Here is a 19,885-nt window from a genome sequence, read left to right on the forward strand (position 1 = left end):
GTTCATCCCTCAAACTTGTAGCCGATGCCCCAGACGGTTTGGATATGGCGAGCGGCGTCTTTCAGCTTCATGCGCAGCGTTTTCACATGCGTATCGACCGTGCGGGCGTTTCCTGTATAATCATATCCCCACACTTTGACGAGCAAATCGTCGCGGCTGAACACCTGACCGCGGTGCTTCGCCAAAAACAGCAGCAACTCAAACTCTTTCAACGTCAATTTCACCGGTTTGCCGCCAACGGTCACGGTTCGGCCTTTTTCGTCGATGGCAAGGTCGCCAAATTGCAGCCGTCCGTCATTCTCGCGGACGCGCTGCACCCGGCGCAGCACCGCCTCAAGGCGGGCGATGAGCTCTCCCGGGCTGAACGGTTTGACGATGTAATCGTCGCCTCCCAGCTTCAATCCTTTCACTTTATCCCATTCTTCGCCAAGCGCGGTCAAAAACAAAATCGGCACGTCCGACTGCTCGCGGATGCGGGCGCAGACGGCGAATCCGTCCTGTTTTGGCATCATGACGTCCAACAGCACGGCATCAACCGGATGTTGCGAAAGCAGCACCAGCGCTTCTTCCCCGTCCCCTGCTTCGAGGCAGCGAAAGCCGGCGTTTTCCAAATACATGCCAACGAGCAGGCGCATTTCTTCTTCATCATCGACGATTAAAACGGTTCGTTCGCTCATGTTCGTCCCTCCCGAATGAATAGCTGCAGCGGGCCGTCTCCCGTCTTCCAACGGGCGAGCGGACGCAGCGTCGCCTCATCGACCACGATGATTTCATCGCTGTCATAACTCGCAATATACAAACGGCTTCCTGCCGCTTCCATGGCAAACGGATTGGCGCCGACCAAAACGGAGTTGAGCCGCTTCCCGCTTGGCAAAAACTGATAGACCGTGTTCGAACCGTGGCTTAGCACAAACACGCCGCGGCCTGTTTCGACAAAATCAACCGGCATAATCGGGGCGGCCATCGTCCGGAGCAAGCGGCCGTCTTGAAGCGAATAGACGTGAACATTCTTCTCCACCTTGTTTCCGCTTCCATGTCCGCCGACCCACAGCTCCCCTTCCTGCTCGCGCATCAATCCGCCTAAGGCGAACTTTGGCACAGAAAATGAGCGAATGACACGGAGGCGGCTTGCATCAATGACAAAGGCGCGGCCGTCTTGAAAGTCGATGGCATACAGCTCCGTTCCCTGGCGATTGACAAGCAGCGTCATCGGGGAGCGTCCGACCGAAAGGCGGGCGATCTCTTTCCCGCCCCGGCTCACAACGCGCACCGCGTGATGGGTGCTGTCACCGAAAAACCACGTGCGGCCATCCGGGGACGGGGCCGCGCTGACGATGCCGTTTCCCGTTTTCCATTCAGAAAGAGGCTTCCCACCTGCGAGATCGTACCGATACACGCGGTCAAGATCCCGCCCGTACAAAAGAAGCGTCCGGCCGTCTGGGCTCAACGCCCCGCCTTGAAACGGTTCGTTGATGTTCCAGCGGGCGATTTTGCTGCCATTTTTCGCGTTCAAAAAGGTGACCGTTTCCGCTTTGACATCGAGGCTGATGACGACGGAAAGCGAATCGGCCACCGGGGGAAACGACGGATTGGCGCAGCCGCTTAGCATAAAGAACAGACACAACAGCATCCATACGCTCGCTCGTTTCATCTGGTTTTTCTCCTTCGCACGTTCTTTTCTGCCCTCATTATACCTCACATTTGTGAAAGAAGTTTGAAATCGCGCCACGCAAAAACCCCCACCGCCAAATCGATGGCGATGGGGGAATCGTTAATCAATCGGCGCATGCTTTGACACTATATAGCTCACATTTCGCACCCTAACAAGGTTAAAACAAAGGATTTTTTATTTCGTTTTTCAGAATAACTTTTCGGCCAACACAACGAGCGATGGCAATCCTTTTTTTACCATCGCTAGTCGTTCTGTATCATGTTAGACGTAGATGCTCTCATCCATGCCCAATCCCTGCAGAATCCTTCGCTGATCCGGGTTGAGGGAGCGATCGAGTGCGCGTTGGATGCGCCCGTCTGGCAGCTCCAGCAGGATGACGTTCACATATTGAAACAGCTGAAAAATCGCCTGTCCCGTTGGCCGGGTCAGCTTGCGGCCTCCCGCGCCCTTTAACGGGTGTTCGGGTGTGATGAACTGGCGCACCCGGCGCTGAAAAACGCGGTAAATCGCTAGGGCCAACAGAAACAAATAGCCCAATACGGCAACTCGTTCTGGCTTTTTGACATCAATCTCATCCGTGAAAAACGGATCTTTCAAAAACGCGAAGTTCATTTCCACCGAGATTTGCCCTTTATACAGCTTCAAGATCTCTTGGGCATCCATTTGTTGGCCCTTCCATTCCTTCGGAACGGTCGTGACGAGGACAAACCGGGACGCTTTCCGTCTTGCCTGTTCCCATGCCGGTTGGTCGAATTCGACGTTTAGGCGAAGGGTGTACAGCGTCTCCATCTCGGGTTCCGCCCCTTTTTTCGGCCGTCCGCGCCGTTTTTTCGGACGCACGATCTCTTTGACCGCGGCCTCCACCCGATGAAACCGAGGGCGAAGGGACGCCTTGAGGGACGTCAAGGCTTGTTCGGCGTCTTCGCGGCAGGAGAAGGGGTGGCGCTCCCAACGGACTTCTCCGAGGGAGTTACATTCCGGATCGAGCTCAGCGAGAGCTTCGGGAACTGGTTCGGTATCGGCGCAGTTTGATCGAGGAACGGGCTCGGGAGCTCAACCGCATCCAAAAAGTGCTGGAAGGAGCCAACATCAAACTGGCTTCGGTTGTATCGGACATCAACGGGGTGTCGGCTCAGCGGATCCTTCGAGCCCTGATCGAAGGAACGGACGATCCGGCGGTATTGGCGCAACTCGCCAAAGGGCGGCTGAAGCAAAAAATCGGAGAGCTCCGGCGCGCCTTGAAAGGAATCATGGGGCCGCATCAACGCATGATGCTTTCGGAACAATGTCGACATATTGAATATTTAGACGAAGCGATTGCCCGGTTGAGTCGAGAGATCGAGGAGAGAACGCGCCCTTTTCATGAAGCGCTGGAGCTCATGGAGACCATTCCGGGAGTAGGGCGGCAAAGCGCAGAACAAATTATAGCGGAAATCGGGACGGATATGAGCCGGTTCCCTACGGCCGCAAACTTGGCCTCATGGGCGGGAATGGCCCCCGGGAATCATGAGAGTGCGGGGAAACGGTTGTCAGGCCGAACGAGGAAAGGGAACAAGAAACTGAGGGCGTGTCTGGTGGAATGCGCCCGTGCCGCCGCCCGAACGAAGAACACGTACCTATCGGCCAAGTATCATCGGATCGCCAAACGAAGAGGAGCGAATCGAGCGAGTGTCGCGGTCGGGAGAACCATCTTGGAAATCATCTATTCGGTCTTAACGCGAAAGGAACCGTATCGAGAGTTGGGAGCCGACTACTGGGATCAGCAACGGGAGGCCGCCATCGTGCGCCAAACGGTGAAACGGCTAGAGGGGTTAGGGTACGAAGTGAAACTGGAGAAGACCAGTGCGTAGCATGAAGAAACCATATATATACTGAAATACCTTCCTTTGGAATCTAATTCCAAAGGCTAGGTGGGGATCGTTTTTTGTTAATTGGTATTTTCAGGATAGAATAATGGAAATTATGAAATTCGTAGAATGGTCAAAAACAACCAAAGTCGATGCAGGTCAACTTGACTATCGTTTTTGGCTCGAACATAAAAAACGAAGGACAGGCTATTCAATTACAACATTTGGTTTAAAAAGAATAACACGATTATCTTTGATAAAAAACAGGGAAATATGGTTTCGTTCCTTCAAAGTATGAAACGGAATTGAAGAGTTTGCTCAATGAGTAGGCAATGCTTAACAAGACGGATTGTTTGAACGCCAAGCGGGATCCAAAGGCCAAATGCACAAAAGAAGGGATAATCGGCAGTATTTTGTTTGCAAAGTAAACAAGAATCCCCCACTTCCACCGGCATTAGCCGATAAGTGGAGGCAGTCCCATCTTTTTTTGTACAGGGGGATGATTGAATATTAATGTGTTCCTAAAAACCCGTACATATATAGAAAAACAAAGAGAAAGGTTAATACGGCTCCTATCATTGTTTGATTAAGTGTGTTTTCATCACTGTTCAAATTTTTTAAAAAGCTTGCTAAATTCAAAAACCACAAAACACCTATTATCGGTAAAATAAGTAAGTATATATATTCCATTCAAAAAACTCCTTTTACTGTAAAGTTTGAACCACTCCCACTTAGCTAACGCTTAAAGTGGAGGATTTCTGGGTAATCCTCCCTATATACATGTAACATGAAGAGTTAGCTTCTCAGTCATCCTCCACATCCTAAGCGTTGCAGCACTTCCTCCGGACGTTCGTGGATGCAGTGGACAAACGGAGCGATGCTTGCATGATATCGTTGCGATCCTTGCGACATATATGGGCGATCGCCGCACCTTTCAGCCATTTCCATAAGCGTTCAATCGGGTTCAGCTGTGGCAAATAGGGAGGAAGGGGAAATAACGGGAAAATACGGCCCTTCTTCCCACCAAAACGTCTTGACCATTTTGGCATAGTGAATGCAGGCGTGTTCCAACACCAAGACCATGAGACGATCCGGATCGCGCTCTTTGAGCATTCTCAAGAAACCCAAGAACGCCGCGGCATGGGCAGCGGTCGTTTGATGAAGCACCGTTTCGCCATCGTGGAGGTTGACCGCGCCAAACAGAGATGCGTGGGCATGACATAAGAGAGGCTTGAAATCATTAATAACTTAGTGTTAAAGCGTAAGAAGCAGTATCTACCGACTTAGATGGAGTTATTGATAATCCTGCTGGAAATACTGATACACTAGGTTCGCCAATATATAATTGGTGTCCATATTCAATTTTAATGTTAATTGTACCATTATTTTTTGTTGGTACATAAACATATTGTCCCATATATCCTTTGTGTAAAGTAAATTCTGTAGAGCTTCTTAAGTCAAATTCACCAGCAACTCCAGCATTTGGTTCCCAATCACTAGGTAAGTAATCAATTGCATAATCTATCCAGTTTCCATTACCTTGTGGATCTTGACTATATCTATGTTGATGTTGTGTTACTTTTCCATTACTAGTTGGAAGAAAAAATCCTGCACTTGAAGGAAAACCGAAAGTCATCTTATCTACAAGTTCGTAAAAAGGAGATTTTAGCCATTGGAAATTACCATAAATATAAAATTTATCGTAATTTGTTCGATCAGAGGTTACTTTATAAACTGTACCCCATAATTTCATCGTTGAGGACGAAATTGTACCCATCGTTGTAAAATCACCAGAATTATTTACTCCATTTTCGAAGGAAAATATTTCAGTTTTTGAATCTTGGATGACAGCTTTATCTTTAATGAGTTGCTTTGCAACTTCTAAAGGCAACATATCTATTTCTTCTTCAGTATGTCCTGTTACATCTTTTAAATATTTTCTTTCTTGCTTTGTTAATTTTTCACTTTTTGAGATATTATCCACTTCTTTTGCAGAGCTGAAATCATTGAAGAAAAATAATGAAAAAAGGAGCACTAAACTAAATAAATGAAATTTTAATTTTTTCAAATTAATCCCCTCCTTTTAGATAGCTTTGAATTTTATTATAAAATTTATAGTATTTATTGTAAATAAAAATATTTATTGTAAATAAAAAAATTAAAAGGATTTTCATTTCAAATTACACTTGACAAAAAAGAGGATTGTGATAAGTAAAAACAAAATAGTATTTCTTCCTTTTTATTCCATGCTCCTCTTTGGGCAACATTGCTGTCATGTTTGCCTTTAAAACTCACATTTCGCACCCTAACAAGGTCAAAACAAAGGATTTTTTATTTAGTTTTTCAGAATAACTTTTTGACCAACACAACGAGCGATGGCAATCCTTTTTTTACCATCACTAGTCGTTCTGTATCATGTTAGACGTAGATGCTCTCATCCATGCCCAATCCCTGCAGAATCCTTCGCTGATCCGGGTTGAGAGAGCGATCGAGTGCGCGTTGGATGCGCCCGTCTGGCAGCTCCAGCAGGATGACGTTCACATATTGAAACAGCTGAAAAATCGCCTGTCCCGTTGGCCGGGTCAGCTTGCGGCCTCCCGCGCCCTTTAACGGGTGTTCGGGTGTGATGAACTGGCGCACCCGGCGCTGAAAAACGCGGTAAATCGCTAGGGCCAACAGAAACAAATAGCCCAATACGGCAACTCGTTCTGGCTTTTTGACATCAATCTCATCCGTGAAAAACGGATCTTTCAAAAACGCGAAGTTCATTTCCACCGAGATTTGCCCTTTATACAGCTTCAAGATCTCTTGGGCATCCATGGGTTGGCCCTTCCATTCCTTTGGAACGGTCGTGACGAGGACAAACCGGGACGCTTTCCGTCTTGCCTGTTCCCATGCCGGTTGGTCGAATTCGACGTTTAGGCGAAGGGTGTACAGCGTCTCCGTCTCGGGTTCCGCCCCTTTTTTCGGCCGTCCGCGCCGTTTTTTCGGACGCACGATCTCTTTGACCGCGGCCTCCACTCGATGAAACCGAGGGCGAAGGGACGCCTTGAGGGACGCCAAGGCTTGTTCGGCGTCTTCGCGGCAGGAGAAGGGGTGGCGCTCCCAACGGACTTGTTCCTCGCGAAGAAGCTCCGCTTCTTTGACTCGCTCTTTTTCGAGCGTCTTTCCTTTGCGCTGGTCGAGCGCGCTCGATTCGACGACGATCAGCCGAACCGGGTGGCCTTCGTAGGTCGCGGCCGTTTCCCATACCCAGTACGTGGCGCCGTTTCTCTCCGCCAGGGTAAAGGGTTCGCTCCACGGGATGTGAGGCGAATCGGCCTCCGCGAGCGCCTGTTTCACGATTCGAAGCGACGAAGGGCCTCTGGTGATCAAAAAGGCACGGGCGGCTTTTGTCTGCGCCAAGGTGTCTTTCTTCATCGCGGCGGAATCGGCCACGTAAAACCATTCGTCGTCGAGGTGGGCTTGCTTCAGCTGCTCATGGACACGAGAGCGCTTTGATGCTTGCGATCAACTTAACCGCATCGCTGGTTCGGGTTTGGCATTGGGGATCCACAGAAACCGTCCGGTCAGAAACAAGTTTGAAATCGCGCCACGCAAAAACCCCCACCGCCAACCGATGGCGATGGGGGAATCGTTAATAAATCGGCGTGTTGTCTTTGTTCATGTTTTCCAAAATCGCTTTGACGCGAGCGAGGAAGCGGCCGCAAATCAAGCCGTCCAAGACGCGGTGGTCAAGCGACAAGCATAAGTTGACCATGTCGCGGATGGCGATCATGCCGTCTTTCACGACCGGGCGTTTGACGATCGTTTCCACTTGCAAAATGGCCGCTTGCGGGTAGTTGATAATGCCCATGGACTGCACCGAGCCGAACGCGCCGGTGTTGTTGACGGTGAACGTGCCGCCCTGCATGTCTTCCGGGCGCAGTTTGCCGGCGCGCGTTTTCGCCGCCAGTTCAGCGATTTCGCGGGCGATGCCTTTGATCGTTTTTTCATCGGCGTGCTTGATGACGGGCACGAACAAGGCGTCATCCGTCGCGACGGCGATCGAGATGTTGATGTCTTTGCGTTGAATGATCTTATCGCCCGCCCACGTCGAGTTCAGCTGCGGGAATTCTTTCAGCGCTTGGGCGACCGCCTTGACGAAGAAGGCGAAATACGTCAAATTGAAGCCTTCACGCCGCTTGAACTCGTCTTTGATCGCATCACGGTAGGCGACAAGGTCGGTCACGTCGACTTCGACCATCGTCCACGCGTGCGGCGCTTCGTGTTTGCTGCGGAGCATGTTCGCCGCAATCGCCTTGCGCACCGGGGTGACCGGAATTTCGATGTCGCCCGCTCCGGCTTCGACGTTCGGGGCCGCTGGTTTGATCGGCGCTGCCTGCGGCGCGGTTGGCGCGGCAGCGGCAGACAGTTGAGCCGCCGCGGCGGCCGGGGCCGGTTGCTCCGCTCTCGGTTCCGCTTTTGGCGCCGCTTGTTCCGCCGCCGGTGCCGCTTCCGCTTTCGGAATTTGTCCAGACTCAATGAGCTTCAGCAAATCTTTGCGCGTCACCCGCCCGCCAAGGCCGGTGCCTTTCACTTGTTCAAGGTCAATGCCATGTTCTTGGGCAAGGCGGAGCACGGCCGGCGAATAGCGGCCGTTGTTTGCCCGGCCGACCTGTTTCGGAGCGGCTGGTTCCGCGTTGTCTTCTGCTTTCGGCGCTTCATCCGCCGGCTTCGCTTCCGGAGCCGGTGCAGCGCCTTCGACTTCGATCGTGCAAATCGGCGCGCCGACTGGGAGCGTCTCCCCTTCTTTGGCGATCAGCTCGCGAATGACGCCGGCAAACGACGACGGAATTTCCGCGCTCACTTTATCGGTGATGACTTCAGCGATCGGATCGTATTTGTTCACTTTGTCGCCCGGGGAAACGAGCCATTTGCTGATCGTGCCTTCCGTGACGCTTTCCCCGAGCTGAGGCATCGTCAATTGTTCGATGGCCACATCGATACCCTCCTATCTTGGCTGCAATGTCTTCGCCTCAAAACGCCGCTAATTCGCGCATCGCTTTTTCGACTTTTTCTGGATTGATCATAAAGAATTTTTCCATCGTCGGCGCATACGGCATGGCCGGAACGTCCGGGCCGGCGAGGCGCATAATCGGCGCGTCGAGATCAAACAAACAATGCTCCGCGATAATGGCGGCGACTTCGCTCATGACGCTGCCTTCTTTGTTGTCTTCCGTAATGAGCAGCACTTTTCCTGTTTTGCTCGCCGCTTCGATGATCGCTTCTTTGTCAAGCGGATAGACGGTGCGCAAATCCAACAGGTGAACGGAAATGCCGTCTTGGGCGACGCGCTCGGCCGCCTGCAAGGCAAAATGGACGCACAGCCCATACGTGATGACCGTGATGTCATCGCCTTCACGCTTGACGTCCGCCTTGCCGATCGGAAGCACATAGTCGTCCTCCGGCACTTCCCCTTTAATGAGGCGGTAGGCGCGTTTATGCTCGAAAAAGAGCACTGGGTCTTCGTCACGAATCGCCGCTTTCAGCAGCCCTTTCACATCGTATGGCGTCGACGGCATGACGATTTTTAACCCAGGCTGGTTGGCGAAAATCGCTTCGACTGACTGCGAATGGTACAAAGCGCCGTGAACGCCGCCGCCGTACGGGGCGCGGATGACGATCGGGCAGTTCCAGTCGTTGTTCGAGCGGTAGCGGATGCGCGCCGCTTCAGAAATGATTTGGTTGACCGCTGGCATGATAAAATCGGCAAACTGAATTTCGGCAATCGGGCGCAGGCCGTACATCGCCGCGCCGATGCCGACGCCGACGATCGCCGACTCGGAAAGCGGCGTGTCGATGACGCGCTCTTCGCCGAACTGCTCGTACAATCCTTGTGTCGCTTTGAACACCCCGCCTTTTCGGCCGACGTCTTCTCCCAACACAAACACGCGCGGGTCTCGTTCCATTTCTTCGCGAATCGCCATCGTGACGGCATCAATATAGGAAATAACAGGCATCGTCGATTCCCCCTTACTCCTCGGCATACACGTAGCGAAGCGCATGCTCCGGCTCGGCGTACGGAGCCTTCTCCGCATAGTCGGTCGCTTCGTTCACTTCTTTCATGACGCGCGCTTGAATTTCTTCATCTTGTTCATCGGTCAAAACGCCGGTTTCTTTCAAATAGTTGGCAAACGACACGATCGGGTCTTTGGCGCGCGCTTCGGCGAGCTCTTCTTCCGTCCGGTAGACGCGGTGGTCGTCGTCCGACGAGTGCGACGTCAGCCGGTATGTCACCGCCTCGATGAGCGTCGGCCCTTCGCCGCGGCGGGCGCGGTCGGCCGCTTCTTTCACGACGCGGTACACTTCAAGAGGATCGGTGCCGTCGACCGTATAGCCCGGCATGCCATAGCCGATGGCGCGGTCCGACACCTTTTCGCACGCGAGTTGTTTCGAAATCGGTACGGAAATGGCGTACTTGTTGTTTTCGCACATAAAGATGACTGGGAGTTTATGAACGCCGGCAAAGTTTGCCCCTTCGTGGAAATCGCCTTGGTTCGACGACCCTTCGCCGAACGTGACGAAGGCGACAAAATCTTTCTTTTCCATTTTCGCCGCCAGCGCAAAGCCAACCGCATGCGGCACTTGCGTCGTCACAGGCGATGAACCGGTGACGATCCGGTTTTTCTTTTTCCCGAAATGCCCGGGCATTTGCCGGCCGCCCGAGTTCGGGTCTTCCGCCTTGGCAAACGCCGCCAACATCAATTCTCTCGGCGTCATGCCAAACGTCAGGACAACGCCCACATCGCGGTAATACGGCAAGACATAGTCTTTCGTCCGGTCGAGGGCGAATGCCGCGCCGACTTGCGCCGCCTCCTGCCCTTGGCATGAGATGACGAACGGAATTTTCCCCGCGCGGTTTAACAGCCACATCCGTTCATCGAGCTTGCGGGCCAAGAGCATCGTTTCATACATTTCCAACACCGTGTCATCGCTTAATCCAAGCGCCTGATGACGGTTTTGCGCCATCGCAACAACCTCCCTTAGATTCACATAGTCAACCAATGATCACGCGCCGCGCGCATACGGCGAAATCGGTTAAAAATGAATAGCTTTGCCATCGACCGCCAGCGCCGCTTCCGCCATGGCCTCTGACAGCGTCGGATGCGGATGAATCGCATGGGCCACTTCCCAAGGAGCCGCATCAAGCACGCGGGCGAGACCGGCTTCGGAAATCAAATCGGTCACGTGCGGCCCGACCATATGGACGCCAAGCAGATCGTCCGTGTTCCGGTCGGCGATGAGCTTCACAAACCCTTCCGCCTCACCGAACACAAGCGCCTTGCCAATGGCTTTAAACGGAAATTTGCCGACCTTGACATCATAGCCTTTCGCTTTCGCCTCTTGTTCGGTTAAGCCAACCGCCGCCGCTTCCGGACGGGTGTAAATGCAGCGGGGCACCATCGTATAGTCAATCGGCGCTGGGTTGTGCCCGGCCAAATGCTCAATGGCGACAATCCCTTCATGGGCGGCGACATGGGCAAGCTGCAGGCCGCCGATGACATCGCCGATCGCGTAAATGTGCGATTCTTTCGTTTGGCCGAACTCGTTCGTTTGAATATACCCCTTCTCCACGACAATCTCGGTGTTTTCCAGGCCGATCCCCTCAATGTTCGCCTGACGCCCGACGGAAACAAGCATCTTGTCGGCCGCAAACGTTTTCCGCTCGCCTTGATGCTCCGCTTGAATGACAACACCGTTTCCTTTTTCGAGCGTTTCCGCGAGCACCCGCGCTCCCGTGACGATGTTGACACCGCGGCGGCGAAGCAGTTTTTCCATTTCTTTTGACACGTCTTCATCTTCTGTCGGCAAAATGCGATCGGCATATTCGAGCACCGTCACGTCAACGCCGAAATCATTGAGCATGGACGCCCATTCCATGCCGATCACACCGCCGCCGACGATCAAGATGGACGAGGGGAGCGTCTCCATTTGCAGCGCCTCATCGGACGTCATCACGAATTCGCCGTCCGGCTCGAGCCCCGGCAGCGTGCGCGGGCGCGAACCGGTGGCGATGACGACGAATTTCGGGACGAGCATTTCGTTTTCGCTGCCGTCGTTCATTTCGACCGACACCGTCCCCGGCAGCGGGGAAAAGATCGACGGGCCGAGCAGGCGGCCGGTGCCGGCGTACACATCGATTTTCCCCTTTTTCATCAAATGCTGCACGCCTTTATGGAGCTGCTCAACAATCGCCGCTTTGCGCGCCTGCACTTTGGCAAAATCAAGGCGCACGCCGTCGGCGATGACGCCAAACGCCTCGCCATTTTTCGTTTGTGCGTACACTTCGGCACTGCGAAGCAGCGCTTTGGACGGAATGCAGCCAGCGTGCAGGCACGTGCCGCCGAGCTTCCCTTTTTCCACAACGGCCGTTTTCAACCCGAGCTGCGAGGCGCGAATGGCGGCCACATAGCCACCCGTTCCTCCGCCGAGAATGACGACATCGTATTCTTTTGCCATCTTGCCTTCTCCTTTCTGTCCGTTGCCGCATCAACGCCGGGCTGGAACCGGCGAAACGGCCTCGCCTGGATACACTTTTTCCTCTTCTTCGCCGCGCAGGACGCGAAGCGCGCCTTCAGCGAGCGCCTGCAGTTCGTTTTCGCCCGGATGGACGATGACATCGGCGATCCATTGCACGCGGCGAGTGATCTGTTCGACAAACGATTTGCCATACGCCAGTCCGCCGGTCAAAATGATGGCGTCAACTTTGCCGGAAAGCACGGCGCTTGCCGCACCGATTTCTTTCGCCACTTGGTACGCCATCGCCTCATACACGAGCTTGGCCTTTTCATCGCCGGCTTCGATCATTTTCTCGACTTTCACCGCATCATTCGTGCCAAGATAACCGACAAGGCCGCCGCCGCCGACGAGCATGTTCATGATCTCTTCGCGGTAATATTCACCAGAGAAGCATAAAGCAACCAAATCGCCCGCTGGCACCGTCCCGGCGCGCTCCGGGCTGAACGGGCCTTCGCCATCAAGCCCGTTGTTGACATCGACGACCCTTCCTTGCTTGTGGGCGCCGACCGTAATGCCGCCGCCCATATGGGCGACGATCAAGTTCAGTTCGTCATACCGTTTGCCGAGCTGCCTGGCGACGCGGCGCGCGACCGCTTTTTGGTTTAAGGCGTGGAAAATGCTGCGCCGCTCAATGAGCGGAAATCCGCTGATCCGGGCGATTGGATCAAGTTCATCGACAACGACCGGATCGACGATAAACGCTGGGATGTTTAAGGCCGAGGCGATCTCATGCGCCAAAATACCGCCGAGGTTGGACGCGTGCTGGCCGGAATATCCGCGCCGCAAATCTTCAAGCATCGCCTCATTGACGCGATACGTGCCGCCTTCGATTGGACGGAGAAGCCCCCCGCGGCCGCAGACGGCGCTCAACTTCGATAAATTGATCCCTTCTTCATCCAGGGCTTGCAAAATCGTTTGCTTGCGAAACTCATACTGGTCCGCGATCGTTTTATATTGCCGAAGCACGTCCGCCTCATGGCGGATCGTTTTTTCGAGCAATGGCCGTTCATTTTCAAACACGCCGATCTTCGTTGAAGTCGAGCCTGGATTGATCGTTAAAATGCGAAACTTCTGCTCTTCCATCGTTGCTGTCCCTCCATCATCCGCCGGCGGGGCGGAAGGCCGCCCCTCGCCGCTATTAGCGGGCGCGGCGGCGGCTTAAAATATGATGGCCGTTTTGCAAAAATTGGCTGCGCGCTTTGCGCATCGTTTCAATTCGTTCTTCGGCCATCCGGTCAGCGGCCACATACGTTGGAATGTTGTCACGCTTGGCGATGGCAAACACTTTTTCGATGTTGTCATAAATTTGCTCGATTTTTTTCATCGCCCGTTCACGGTTGTAGCCGTACAGCTCATCGGCGACGTTGATGACGCCGCCGGCGTTGATCACATAATCTGGTGCATAGACGATGCCCATTTCATGAATCATGTCGCCATGGCGCGGCTCTTTCAGCTGGTTGTTCGCCGAGCCGGCGATCACTTTCGCTTTCAGCTGCGGAATCGTTTGGTCGTTGATGATGCCGCCGAGCGCGCATGGAGCAAAAATGTCGCACTCCACGCCGTAAATGTCGTTCGGGTCGACCGCTTTCGCCCCAAATTCCTCGACCGCGCGCGCCACCGCTTCCTTGTTGATGTCGGTAACGATGAGTTTCGCTCCTTCTTCGTGCAAATGGCGGCATAAATGGTAGGCGACATTGCCGACTCCTTGGACGGCGACAACTTTTCCTTCAAGCGAATCACTGCCAAATGCTTCCTTCGCCGCCGCTTTCATCCCACGATATACGCCGTAAGCCGTGGCCGGCGACGGGTTGCCGGATGAGCCGAATTCCGGCGAAATGCCGGTGACATAGTCGGTTTCTTGATAGATGATATCCATATCGGCAACGGTCGTGCCGACGTCTTCCGCCGTAATGTAGCGGCCGTTCAGCCCTTGAATGAACCGGCCGAAAGCGCGGAACATCGCCTCGTTTTTATCTTTGCGCGGATCGCCGATGATGACCGTCTTGCCCCCGCCTAAATTAAGGCCGGCGGCCGCGTTTTTGTACGTCATGCCGCGGGCGAGGCGCAAGGCGTCTTCAAGCGCCTCTTCTTCCGAATTGTACATCCACATGCGCGTCCCGCCGAGCGCCGGGCCGAGCGTCGTGTCATGAATGACAATGATCGCCTTCAATCCGGATTCTTTGTCTTGGCAAAATAACACTTGCTCATAATCATATTTTTCCATATATTGAAACAGTTCCATCACTGATGGCCTCCTTCATCTATTTCATTTTGCTGCCGAACAAATAGCAAGCGCCAACGAATACAGTTTGCTTTCCGCCGAGTCGGCGCGCGACGTCAACACGATCGGCGCCTTCGCCCCAGCGATGACTGCGCCGACGCGTGCGTTCGCAAAATAGACGAGCGACTTATACAGCATGTTGCCGGATTCAATGTCCGGCACAAGCAAAATATCAGCCTGTCCAGCCACTTCGCTTTCAATCCGCTTATGCTTCGCCGCCGCCAGCGACACCGCGTTGTCCAACGCAAGCGGTCCGTCAAGGAGGCAATGTTCGATTTGCCCCCGCTTTTGCATCATTGCGAGCGCCGCTGCATCGACGGTCGCCGGCATGGCCGGATTGACCGTCTCCACCGCCGCCAGCGCCGCGACTTTCGGGCGCTCGATGCCGATGGAACGCGCGATGCTGACGGCGTTGTTGACAATTTGCACCTTTTGCTCCAAATCCGGAGCGATGTTCATCGCCGCGTCGGTGACGATGACAAACCGGTCAAACTCCGGCACCTCAAAAACAGCGACATGGGACAACACCTTTCCCGTGCGCAGCCCGTATTCTTTGTTCAAAACGGCTTTCAGCAGCATTGCTGTCGGCACATGCCCTTTCATCAACGCATCCGCCTCGTTCAAATGGACGGCGCGCACGGCAAGCTCTGCGGCTTGCCCGATCGAATTCGCATGAACGACATCGACGTCGGAAAAGCGGGCGCATCCTTTTTCCTTCAACAGCCGTCCGAGCCGCTCCCGATCGCCATAAAGCACAAAGCGTCCGAGACGGTGTTCGAGCGCCATCGCCACCGCTTCGATCACTTCTTCATCTTCCGCCGCCGCCACGGCCACCGTCCGGTCTTGGCATTGTCTTGCTTCTTCCACTAACGATTCAAGCTTCATCATCTGCACCAACCTTTTCTGCAAATCGTGCGGCACGGTCTTTTTACGCAAAAACCGTGCCAACTAAAAAATAGATGAAAGCGTTTTAAAACAAGTGATACAAACAAACCGATATGCGCAATTTCTTTCACAACGCGCAAATTATTGCATGATTTTTTTGTCAAGGTTGTATTTTTCCAGTTTGTAGTATAAATTGCGCACCGAAATGCCAAGCGCCCGAGCCGCCGCTGTTTTATTGCCGCGATGGCGGCGAAGCGCCTGCTCAATCAAGCTCGCTTCGTATCGGCTCACCATTTCCTCAAGCGGCCGAATCTCCTCTTCCGTTTCCACTCGATGAGCCGGCACTGACGAAGGCGAAGCGAGCGGCGGCAAATGCGTCGCATCGATCATCACCTCATGAAATTTCATAAAAATCATCGCCCGCCCGAGCACGTTTTCGAGCTCGCGGACATTTCCCGGCCAATCATAGGCAAGAAGCTTCGCCATCGCTTCATCCGTGACACCTTCGACGTTGCGCCCGTAATCTTGGTTCAGTTTCTGGATCAAATGCCGGCAAAGCGCTGGAATGTCTTCCTTGCGAGCGCGCAGCGGCGGAATATAAATCGGCATCCGATTGAGCCGATAGTATAAGTCTTCGCGAAATGCACCTTCGGCAATTGCTTTTTCAAGGTTGACGTTCGTGGCGGCGATGACGCGGACGTTGATCGGGATTGGCTTCGTCCCGCCGACGCGAACGATTTCCCGCTCCTGCAAAACGCGGAGCAGCTTCGCCTGCGTGCTGGCCGACAGCTCGCCGATTTCGTCAAGAAAAATGCTGCCGTTGTTTGCTTCTTCAAACAACCCTCTCTTGCCGCCGCGCCGCGCACCGGAAAACGCTCCTTCCTCATAGCCAAACAGTTCGCTTTCTAATAATGTTTCCGGAATGGCCGCGCAATTCACGCGGATAAACTTGTTATACTTTCGGTCGCTCGCGTTGTGAATGGCGTGGGCGAACAGCTCCTTGCCCGTCCCTGATTCCCCCCGCAGCAAAATCGTCGCCGGTGTTTTCGCCGCCAGCTTCGCCTGCTCGATCGCCACCTTCATCTCCTCTGACTCACCGACAATATCCGCAAACGAATATTTCGCCTCGAGCGTGCGGATGATTTGCCGCGCCCGATTGAGCTCAGCCGTCAGCCGCTGAATTTCTGACACATCATGAATGACGCCGACGCTCCCTTTCAATACGCCATCGACGATGATCGGCGCGACATTGACGATGACATCCCGGTTTTTCGGGCCGACTTTCATGCGCGCCCCGCGCACCGGGCGGCGCGTTTTCAATACTTGCATATGCATGCTTTCCCCTTCGGCGATGTCGGCCGTCGCCGGTTTGCCGATGACGTCTTCCTCTGTCAAACCGGTGAGCCGTGTATACGCCGGGTTGATCAAAATGCCGTTCCCATTTTCATCGACGACGGAAATCGCCTCTTCCGACGAATAGATGATCGCTTCGAGCATCATGCGGACTTCTTTTAAGTCGGTGATTTCTTCCGCCAAAGCGACAAGCTCGGTAATGTCTTTAAACACAGCGAGCGCCCCAAACAGTTTGCCATTGTCATCGATGATCGGGATGCGGGTGGTGATCAATTTTTTTCCATTGGCCAGTTCCACTTCCTGATGAAATTCGGTCTGCCTCGTTTTCAGCACGCGTGGCAAGCCGCTTGACGGCAAAACATCCAAAATATGTTTGCCAATCACTTCGTCTTTGTCCACTCCAAGGAGCTCCGCCGCGCTTTGATTCATATCGGTAATGTAAGCATATTCATCTACAACAATCATGCCATCATGGGACGAATGAAAGATGAGCGCGCGCCGAGCTGCTTCACTTTTCAGCTCAGCGATGAGCGCTTCTTTTTCTGCAACGAGCTCGGCCATCATCCGCGCGACCGCGCTCGGAACAATATTCGCCCCCTCGGGTGCCCGTCGGCGGATTTCTTCCAAAACATCCGCCCTGCCCGTCGTTTCAATGATCAAATCAAGCGGTTTGGCCATCCATGGACGCCAGTCGCTGGCGGCGGCAATACCCCATCGGCGCGCCAGCTGCAACCCCGGAGCGTGTTCATCTACATCCACGACTGCCACGACTTCAAACCCTGATGCCCCATGGAGCAGCTTCAACAACGATGTCCCACGCGAGTCAGCGCCAATAAGCATCACTTTTTTCATGTCCGTCCACCACACTTTATAGTATGCCAATTTTTGCAGACACTTTTATCATACTTGATTTGCTCTTTCCTTGACAAACGCCCAATAACCGCTATGATAGTCGATAAGGCCACTCTTTTCGGAAAGGAACGCGATCGCGATGGGGCGAATGATTGCACTGTTGATTTTAGTCATCCCGGGGCTTTCGGCGGCGCTTGGCATCAAGTGGATGCGCGATGCGTTGTTTGGCATCAACGGGCCGCTGTTTTCTGCCTTATGGCTGCAATTTCTCGCCGGGCTCGCGCTGTTTGCCGCCGGGCTGGCGTTTCTCGGCGGTTTTTTGCTGCACCGCGACCGGAAGCGCAACAAAGTGCAGGCGCGTTTTCAACGAAAACGAAAAACGCCTTGACCCGGAACGTTGATGCCTATTACACTGGGAAAACATCCATTTCAAGACAAACAAAAAATGCCTTAACGTCTCTCGTTAAGGCGTTTTCTCTTTCCATTGCTTCGCTTGGCGCGGGTAGTCGGTGAAGACGGCGTCAACGCCATAAGCAAACATCGTTTTCATCACATTTCGCTTATTTACCGTAAACGGGCGGACCGCCACCCCGCGCCGCCGCGCTTCGGCGGCAAATTCCGCCGTCACCGTCCGATAGTGCGGATGCACCCCGTCGGCGTTCATGGCGCGCACATACGTCCATGGGTCATACAGCGGCTCGATGTACAAGAGCGCCGTCTCGATTTCCGGTGCAAGCGTTCGGCAAAGGCGCATGCTATGATGATTGAACGATGACAAAATCGTCCGCTTCTCAAGCCCATAGCGGCGCACGAGGGAGATCGTTTTTTGCTCAAGCGTTTCGTAGGCAATGAGGCTATTTTTCAGCTCGATGTTGACCGCCATCCGTGTTGATGACAGCCAAGCAAGCACTTCCTCAAGATGCGGAATCGGACAATGGCCGTGCTTGCCGTCCCACATGGCCGCCGCGTTCAATCGGCGCAGTTCGCGGTACGTGATGTCTTTCACCCAGCCGCTGCCGTCCGTCGTCCGGTCGACCGTTTCGTCATGAATGACGACCACTTCGCCGTCTTTTGTGAGCTGCACATCCAATTCAATGCCGTCCGCTCCCGCTTTTTCCGCCTCGATAAACGCCGCCATCGTATTTTCCGGGTGCGTCCCCGCCGCCCCGCGGTGGGCAAAAATCAATGTCATTCTGCCTTCTTCCTTTCGCCTTTATTCGCCGTTCAGCCAACGAGCTGGCCGAAACCGGCGGTCGTTCGTTATACTAAAAGTAATACTATGAACAAACGAGGTGAGATGATGCAACCGTTGAAAATTTCGCTGGAAACAGCGCAAAAGCTGGCCAAAGCGCTCGGCGTGCCGATCGAGCAGATCATGCATATGCCGCCGCACATTTTGGTGAACAAGCTGCTGGAATTGGAGAAAAAAGAAAAAGAAAACGACCCGTCTTAACCGTCTGGCCCTTGGCGGTAAAGCCGCCTCTGTACACCACACCGGCGCAAGCCGCGTTCCCCCTTTTTTCGTTCCAGCAAGCCGCCAAACGGCAAAAAAGACGCCCCCGATTGCGGAGCGTCTTGCCGCTTTGGCTATCATTCGTTTTCCGTTACGATGCCTTATGCTCAAGCCGGAGCTTATCGGCCACCATGGCGATGAATTCCGAGTTTGTCGGCTTTGCCTTCGAGACGCTCACCGTATAGCCGAACAGCGAGGAAATCGATTCGAGGTTGCCGCGGCTCCAAGCGACTTCGATCGCATGGCGAATGGCGCGCTCGACGCGGCTGGCGGTCGTGTTGTATTTTTTCGCGATGTCCGGATAGAGCACTTTCGTGATGGAGCCGAGCAGTTCGATGTCGTGGTACACCATCGCGATCGCTTCGCGCAAGTACAGATAGCCTTTAATATGCGCCGGGACGCCGATTTCATGGATGATGCTCGTAATGCTCGCATCTAAATTTTTCGGTTTGTTGTCGCGCGCCTGGTAGGCAGAGCCGGTTTTTCTGACCATCGGCGCCGTTTTGCCATGAATCTGCCGAATGTGATGGACCAAATTCTCCATGTCGAACGGTTTTAAAATGAAGTAGGAAGCGCCGAGTTCTACTGCCTTTTTCGTGACATCCTCCTGGCCGAACGCCGTCAGCATAATGACGCTCGGCTGATGCTCACAACCTGCGCGGACTTTCTCAAGCACAGCCAACCCATCCAAGTGCGGCATAATGATGTCCAGAAGCAAAATATCCGGCCGCTTTTCCTCGAGCATATGAAGGCAGTCTTGGCCGTTATACGCCGTGCCAATCACTTCCATGTCCGGCTGACTCGAGATATATTCGTCAAGCAATGTCACCAATTCGCGGTTATCATCGGCAATGCACACCTTAATGCTCAAAACGATCGTCCTCCCCCACTTTTTCTTGCTATGTAACATTCCATTAACG

17 protein-coding genes and 3 pseudogenes are annotated in these 19,885 nt (G+C 53.6%); 3 read left to right on the forward strand and 17 right to left on the reverse strand.

The annotated features are described in order from the left end of the window. Window positions 1-2 precede the first annotated feature (2 nt). From GYMC52_RS12045 to GYMC52_RS12055, 3 genes and pseudogenes are all read right to left on the reverse strand, one after another. The gene (locus GYMC52_RS12045) at window positions 3-677 is read right to left on the reverse strand and encodes a response regulator transcription factor (protein WP_012820602.1); all 675 of its coding nucleotides are present in this window, start codon (window positions 675-677) and stop codon (window positions 3-5) included. Next, entirely contained in the window at window positions 674-1,651 is a 978-nt protein-coding gene (locus GYMC52_RS12050) for a YncE family protein (protein WP_012820601.1), read from the reverse strand. Before GYMC52_RS12050 ends, GYMC52_RS12045 begins: the two co-directional genes overlap by 4 nt. A 282-nt stretch (window positions 1,652-1,933) precedes the next feature. Then, window positions 1,934-2,632, reverse strand: a pseudogene (locus tag GYMC52_RS12055) (IS1634 family transposase); the annotation flags it as partial. On the opposite strand from GYMC52_RS12055, the pseudogene GYMC52_RS12060 reads away from it, so the two are divergent. Then, a pseudogene (locus tag GYMC52_RS12060) lies at window positions 2,623-3,522 on the forward strand (IS110 family transposase); the annotation flags it as partial. The pseudogenes GYMC52_RS12055 and GYMC52_RS12060 sit on opposite strands and share 10 nt — an antisense overlap. A gap of 818 nt (window positions 3,523-4,340) precedes the next feature. Here GYMC52_RS12060 and GYMC52_RS20310 read toward each other — a convergent pair. The 12 genes and pseudogenes from GYMC52_RS20310 to GYMC52_RS12115 all read right to left on the reverse strand — a co-directional run bounded on the left by GYMC52_RS20310 (window position 4,341) and on the right by GYMC52_RS12115 (window position 17,452). Next, entirely contained in the window at window positions 4,341-4,568 is a 228-nt protein-coding gene (locus tag GYMC52_RS20310) for a transposase (RefSeq protein WP_349674962.1), read from the reverse strand. Then, window positions 4,474-4,686: a hypothetical protein gene (locus GYMC52_RS20285; protein WP_227456692.1), complete on the reverse strand. Its 213-nt coding sequence runs from the start codon at window positions 4,684-4,686 to the stop codon at window positions 4,474-4,476. The genes GYMC52_RS20310 and GYMC52_RS20285 overlap by 95 nt, the downstream gene beginning before the upstream one ends. Window positions 4,687-4,759: 73 nt before the next feature. Continuing rightward, complete coding sequence (locus GYMC52_RS12070; RefSeq protein ID WP_012820599.1) at window positions 4,760-5,587, reverse strand: hypothetical protein; 828 nt, start codon at window positions 5,585-5,587, stop codon at window positions 4,760-4,762. A 350-nt stretch (window positions 5,588-5,937) separates the two neighbouring features. Continuing rightward, a pseudogene (locus GYMC52_RS12075) lies at window positions 5,938-7,011 on the reverse strand (IS1634 family transposase); the annotation flags it as partial. A gap of 145 nt (window positions 7,012-7,156) precedes the next feature. Then, entirely contained in the window at window positions 7,157-8,500 is a 1,344-nt protein-coding gene (locus GYMC52_RS12080) for a dihydrolipoamide acetyltransferase family protein (protein WP_012820598.1), read from the reverse strand. A gap of 37 nt (window positions 8,501-8,537) precedes the next feature. Beyond that, the gene (locus tag GYMC52_RS12085) at window positions 8,538-9,521 is read right to left on the reverse strand and encodes an alpha-ketoacid dehydrogenase subunit beta (protein WP_011231859.1); all 984 of its coding nucleotides are present in this window, start codon (window positions 9,519-9,521) and stop codon (window positions 8,538-8,540) included. A gap of 13 nt (window positions 9,522-9,534) precedes the next feature. Beyond that, window positions 9,535-10,530, reverse strand: a complete 996-nt coding sequence (locus tag GYMC52_RS12090) for a thiamine pyrophosphate-dependent dehydrogenase E1 component subunit alpha (RefSeq protein WP_012820597.1) — start codon at window positions 10,528-10,530, stop codon at window positions 9,535-9,537. Window positions 10,531-10,599: 69 nt separating this feature from the next. Continuing rightward, a complete protein-coding gene (gene lpdA, locus GYMC52_RS12095; protein WP_012820596.1) occupies window positions 10,600-12,021 on the reverse strand; it encodes a dihydrolipoyl dehydrogenase in 1,422 nt (473 codons plus the stop codon). A gap of 30 nt (window positions 12,022-12,051) precedes the next feature. Beyond that, complete coding sequence (gene buk / locus GYMC52_RS12100) at window positions 12,052-13,164, reverse strand: butyrate kinase (protein ID WP_012820595.1); 1,113 nt, start codon at window positions 13,162-13,164, stop codon at window positions 12,052-12,054. Window positions 13,165-13,219: 55 nt separating this feature from the next. Further along, window positions 13,220-14,323 carry a leucine dehydrogenase gene (locus tag GYMC52_RS12105; protein WP_011231863.1) on the reverse strand — a complete coding sequence of 368 codons (1,104 nt, stop codon included), beginning with the start codon at window positions 14,321-14,323 and terminating at the stop codon, window positions 13,220-13,222. A gap of 24 nt (window positions 14,324-14,347) precedes the next feature. After that, window positions 14,348-15,250: a phosphate butyryltransferase gene (yqiS, locus tag GYMC52_RS12110; RefSeq protein WP_012820594.1), complete on the reverse strand. Its 903-nt coding sequence runs from the start codon at window positions 15,248-15,250 to the stop codon at window positions 14,348-14,350. Window positions 15,251-15,388: 138 nt separating this feature from the next. After that, window positions 15,389-17,452: a sigma-54 interaction domain-containing protein gene (locus tag GYMC52_RS12115; RefSeq protein WP_012820593.1), complete on the reverse strand. Its 2,064-nt coding sequence runs from the start codon at window positions 17,450-17,452 to the stop codon at window positions 15,389-15,391. A gap of 139 nt (window positions 17,453-17,591) precedes the next feature. Here GYMC52_RS12115 and GYMC52_RS12120 point away from each other — a divergent pair, with 139 nt between their 5' ends. After that, the gene (locus tag GYMC52_RS12120; protein WP_012820592.1) at window positions 17,592-17,840 is read left to right on the forward strand and encodes a DUF2627 domain-containing protein; all 249 of its coding nucleotides are present in this window, start codon (window positions 17,592-17,594) and stop codon (window positions 17,838-17,840) included. 75 nt (window positions 17,841-17,915) lie between these two features. Here GYMC52_RS12120 and GYMC52_RS12125 read toward each other — a convergent pair whose 3' ends face one another. Beyond that, window positions 17,916-18,644, reverse strand: a complete 729-nt coding sequence (locus GYMC52_RS12125) for a glycerophosphodiester phosphodiesterase (protein ID WP_012820591.1) — start codon at window positions 18,642-18,644, stop codon at window positions 17,916-17,918. 108 nt (window positions 18,645-18,752) lie between these two features. On the opposite strand from GYMC52_RS12125, the gene GYMC52_RS18200 reads away from it, so the two are divergent. After that, on the forward strand, window positions 18,753-18,905 hold the full coding sequence (locus tag GYMC52_RS18200) for a YycC family protein (RefSeq protein ID WP_011231868.1): 153 nt from the start codon (window positions 18,753-18,755) through the stop codon (window positions 18,903-18,905). Window positions 18,906-19,056: 151 nt separating this feature from the next. On the opposite strand, the gene spo0A is transcribed toward GYMC52_RS18200, so the two are convergent. After that, window positions 19,057-19,875 (reverse strand): sporulation transcription factor Spo0A, encoded by an 819-nt coding sequence (gene spo0A / locus GYMC52_RS12130; protein ID WP_025038882.1) that lies wholly within the window; start codon window positions 19,873-19,875, stop codon window positions 19,057-19,059. Window positions 19,876-19,885: the final 10 nt, after the last annotated feature.

The organism is Geobacillus sp. Y412MC52 (genome assembly GCF_000174795.2).
In the GTDB taxonomy this organism is placed as follows: domain Bacteria; phylum Bacillota; class Bacilli; order Bacillales; family Anoxybacillaceae; genus Geobacillus; species Geobacillus thermoleovorans.

What these genes read in the sequence shown, in the direction of transcription:
- GYMC52_RS12045 (WP_012820602.1), bottom strand. Translation starts at nt 677, where the DNA reads ATGAGCGAACGAACCGTTTTAATCGTCGATGATGAAGAAGAAATGCGC.
- GYMC52_RS12050 (WP_012820601.1), bottom strand. Translation starts at nt 1,651, where the DNA reads ATGAAACGAGCGAGCGTATGGATGCTGTTGTGTCTGTTCTTTATGCTA.
- GYMC52_RS20310 (WP_349674962.1), bottom strand. Translation starts at nt 4,568, where the DNA reads ATGCCAAAATGGTCAAGACGTTTTGGTGGGAAGAAGGGCCGTATTTTC.
- GYMC52_RS12085 (WP_011231859.1), bottom strand. Translation starts at nt 9,521, where the DNA reads ATGCCTGTTATTTCCTATATTGATGCCGTCACGATGGCGATTCGCGAA.
- GYMC52_RS12090 (WP_012820597.1), bottom strand. Translation starts at nt 10,530, where the DNA reads ATGGCGCAAAACCGTCATCAGGCGCTTGGATTAAGCGATGACACGGTG.
- lpdA (WP_012820596.1), bottom strand. Translation starts at nt 12,021, where the DNA reads ATGGCAAAAGAATACGATGTCGTCATTCTCGGCGGAGGAACGGGTGGC.
- buk (WP_012820595.1), bottom strand. Translation starts at nt 13,164, where the DNA reads ATGGAAGAGCAGAAGTTTCGCATTTTAACGATCAATCCAGGCTCGACT.
- GYMC52_RS12105 (WP_011231863.1), bottom strand. Translation starts at nt 14,323, where the DNA reads ATGGAACTGTTTCAATATATGGAAAAATATGATTATGAGCAAGTGTTA.
- yqiS (WP_012820594.1), bottom strand. Translation starts at nt 15,250, where the DNA reads ATGATGAAGCTTGAATCGTTAGTGGAAGAAGCAAGACAATGCCAAGAC.
- GYMC52_RS12115 (WP_012820593.1), bottom strand. Translation starts at nt 17,452, where the DNA reads ATGAAAAAAGTGATGCTTATTGGCGCTGACTCGCGTGGGACATCGTTG.
- GYMC52_RS12120 (WP_012820592.1), top strand. Translation starts at nt 17,592, where the DNA reads ATGGGGCGAATGATTGCACTGTTGATTTTAGTCATCCCGGGGCTTTCG.
- GYMC52_RS12125 (WP_012820591.1), bottom strand. Translation starts at nt 18,644, where the DNA reads ATGACATTGATTTTTGCCCACCGCGGGGCGGCGGGGACGCACCCGGAA.
- GYMC52_RS18200 (WP_011231868.1), top strand. Translation starts at nt 18,753, where the DNA reads ATGCAACCGTTGAAAATTTCGCTGGAAACAGCGCAAAAGCTGGCCAAA.
- spo0A (WP_025038882.1), bottom strand. Translation starts at nt 19,875, where the DNA reads ATGTTACATAGCAAGAAAAAGTGGGGGAGGACGATCGTTTTGAGCATT.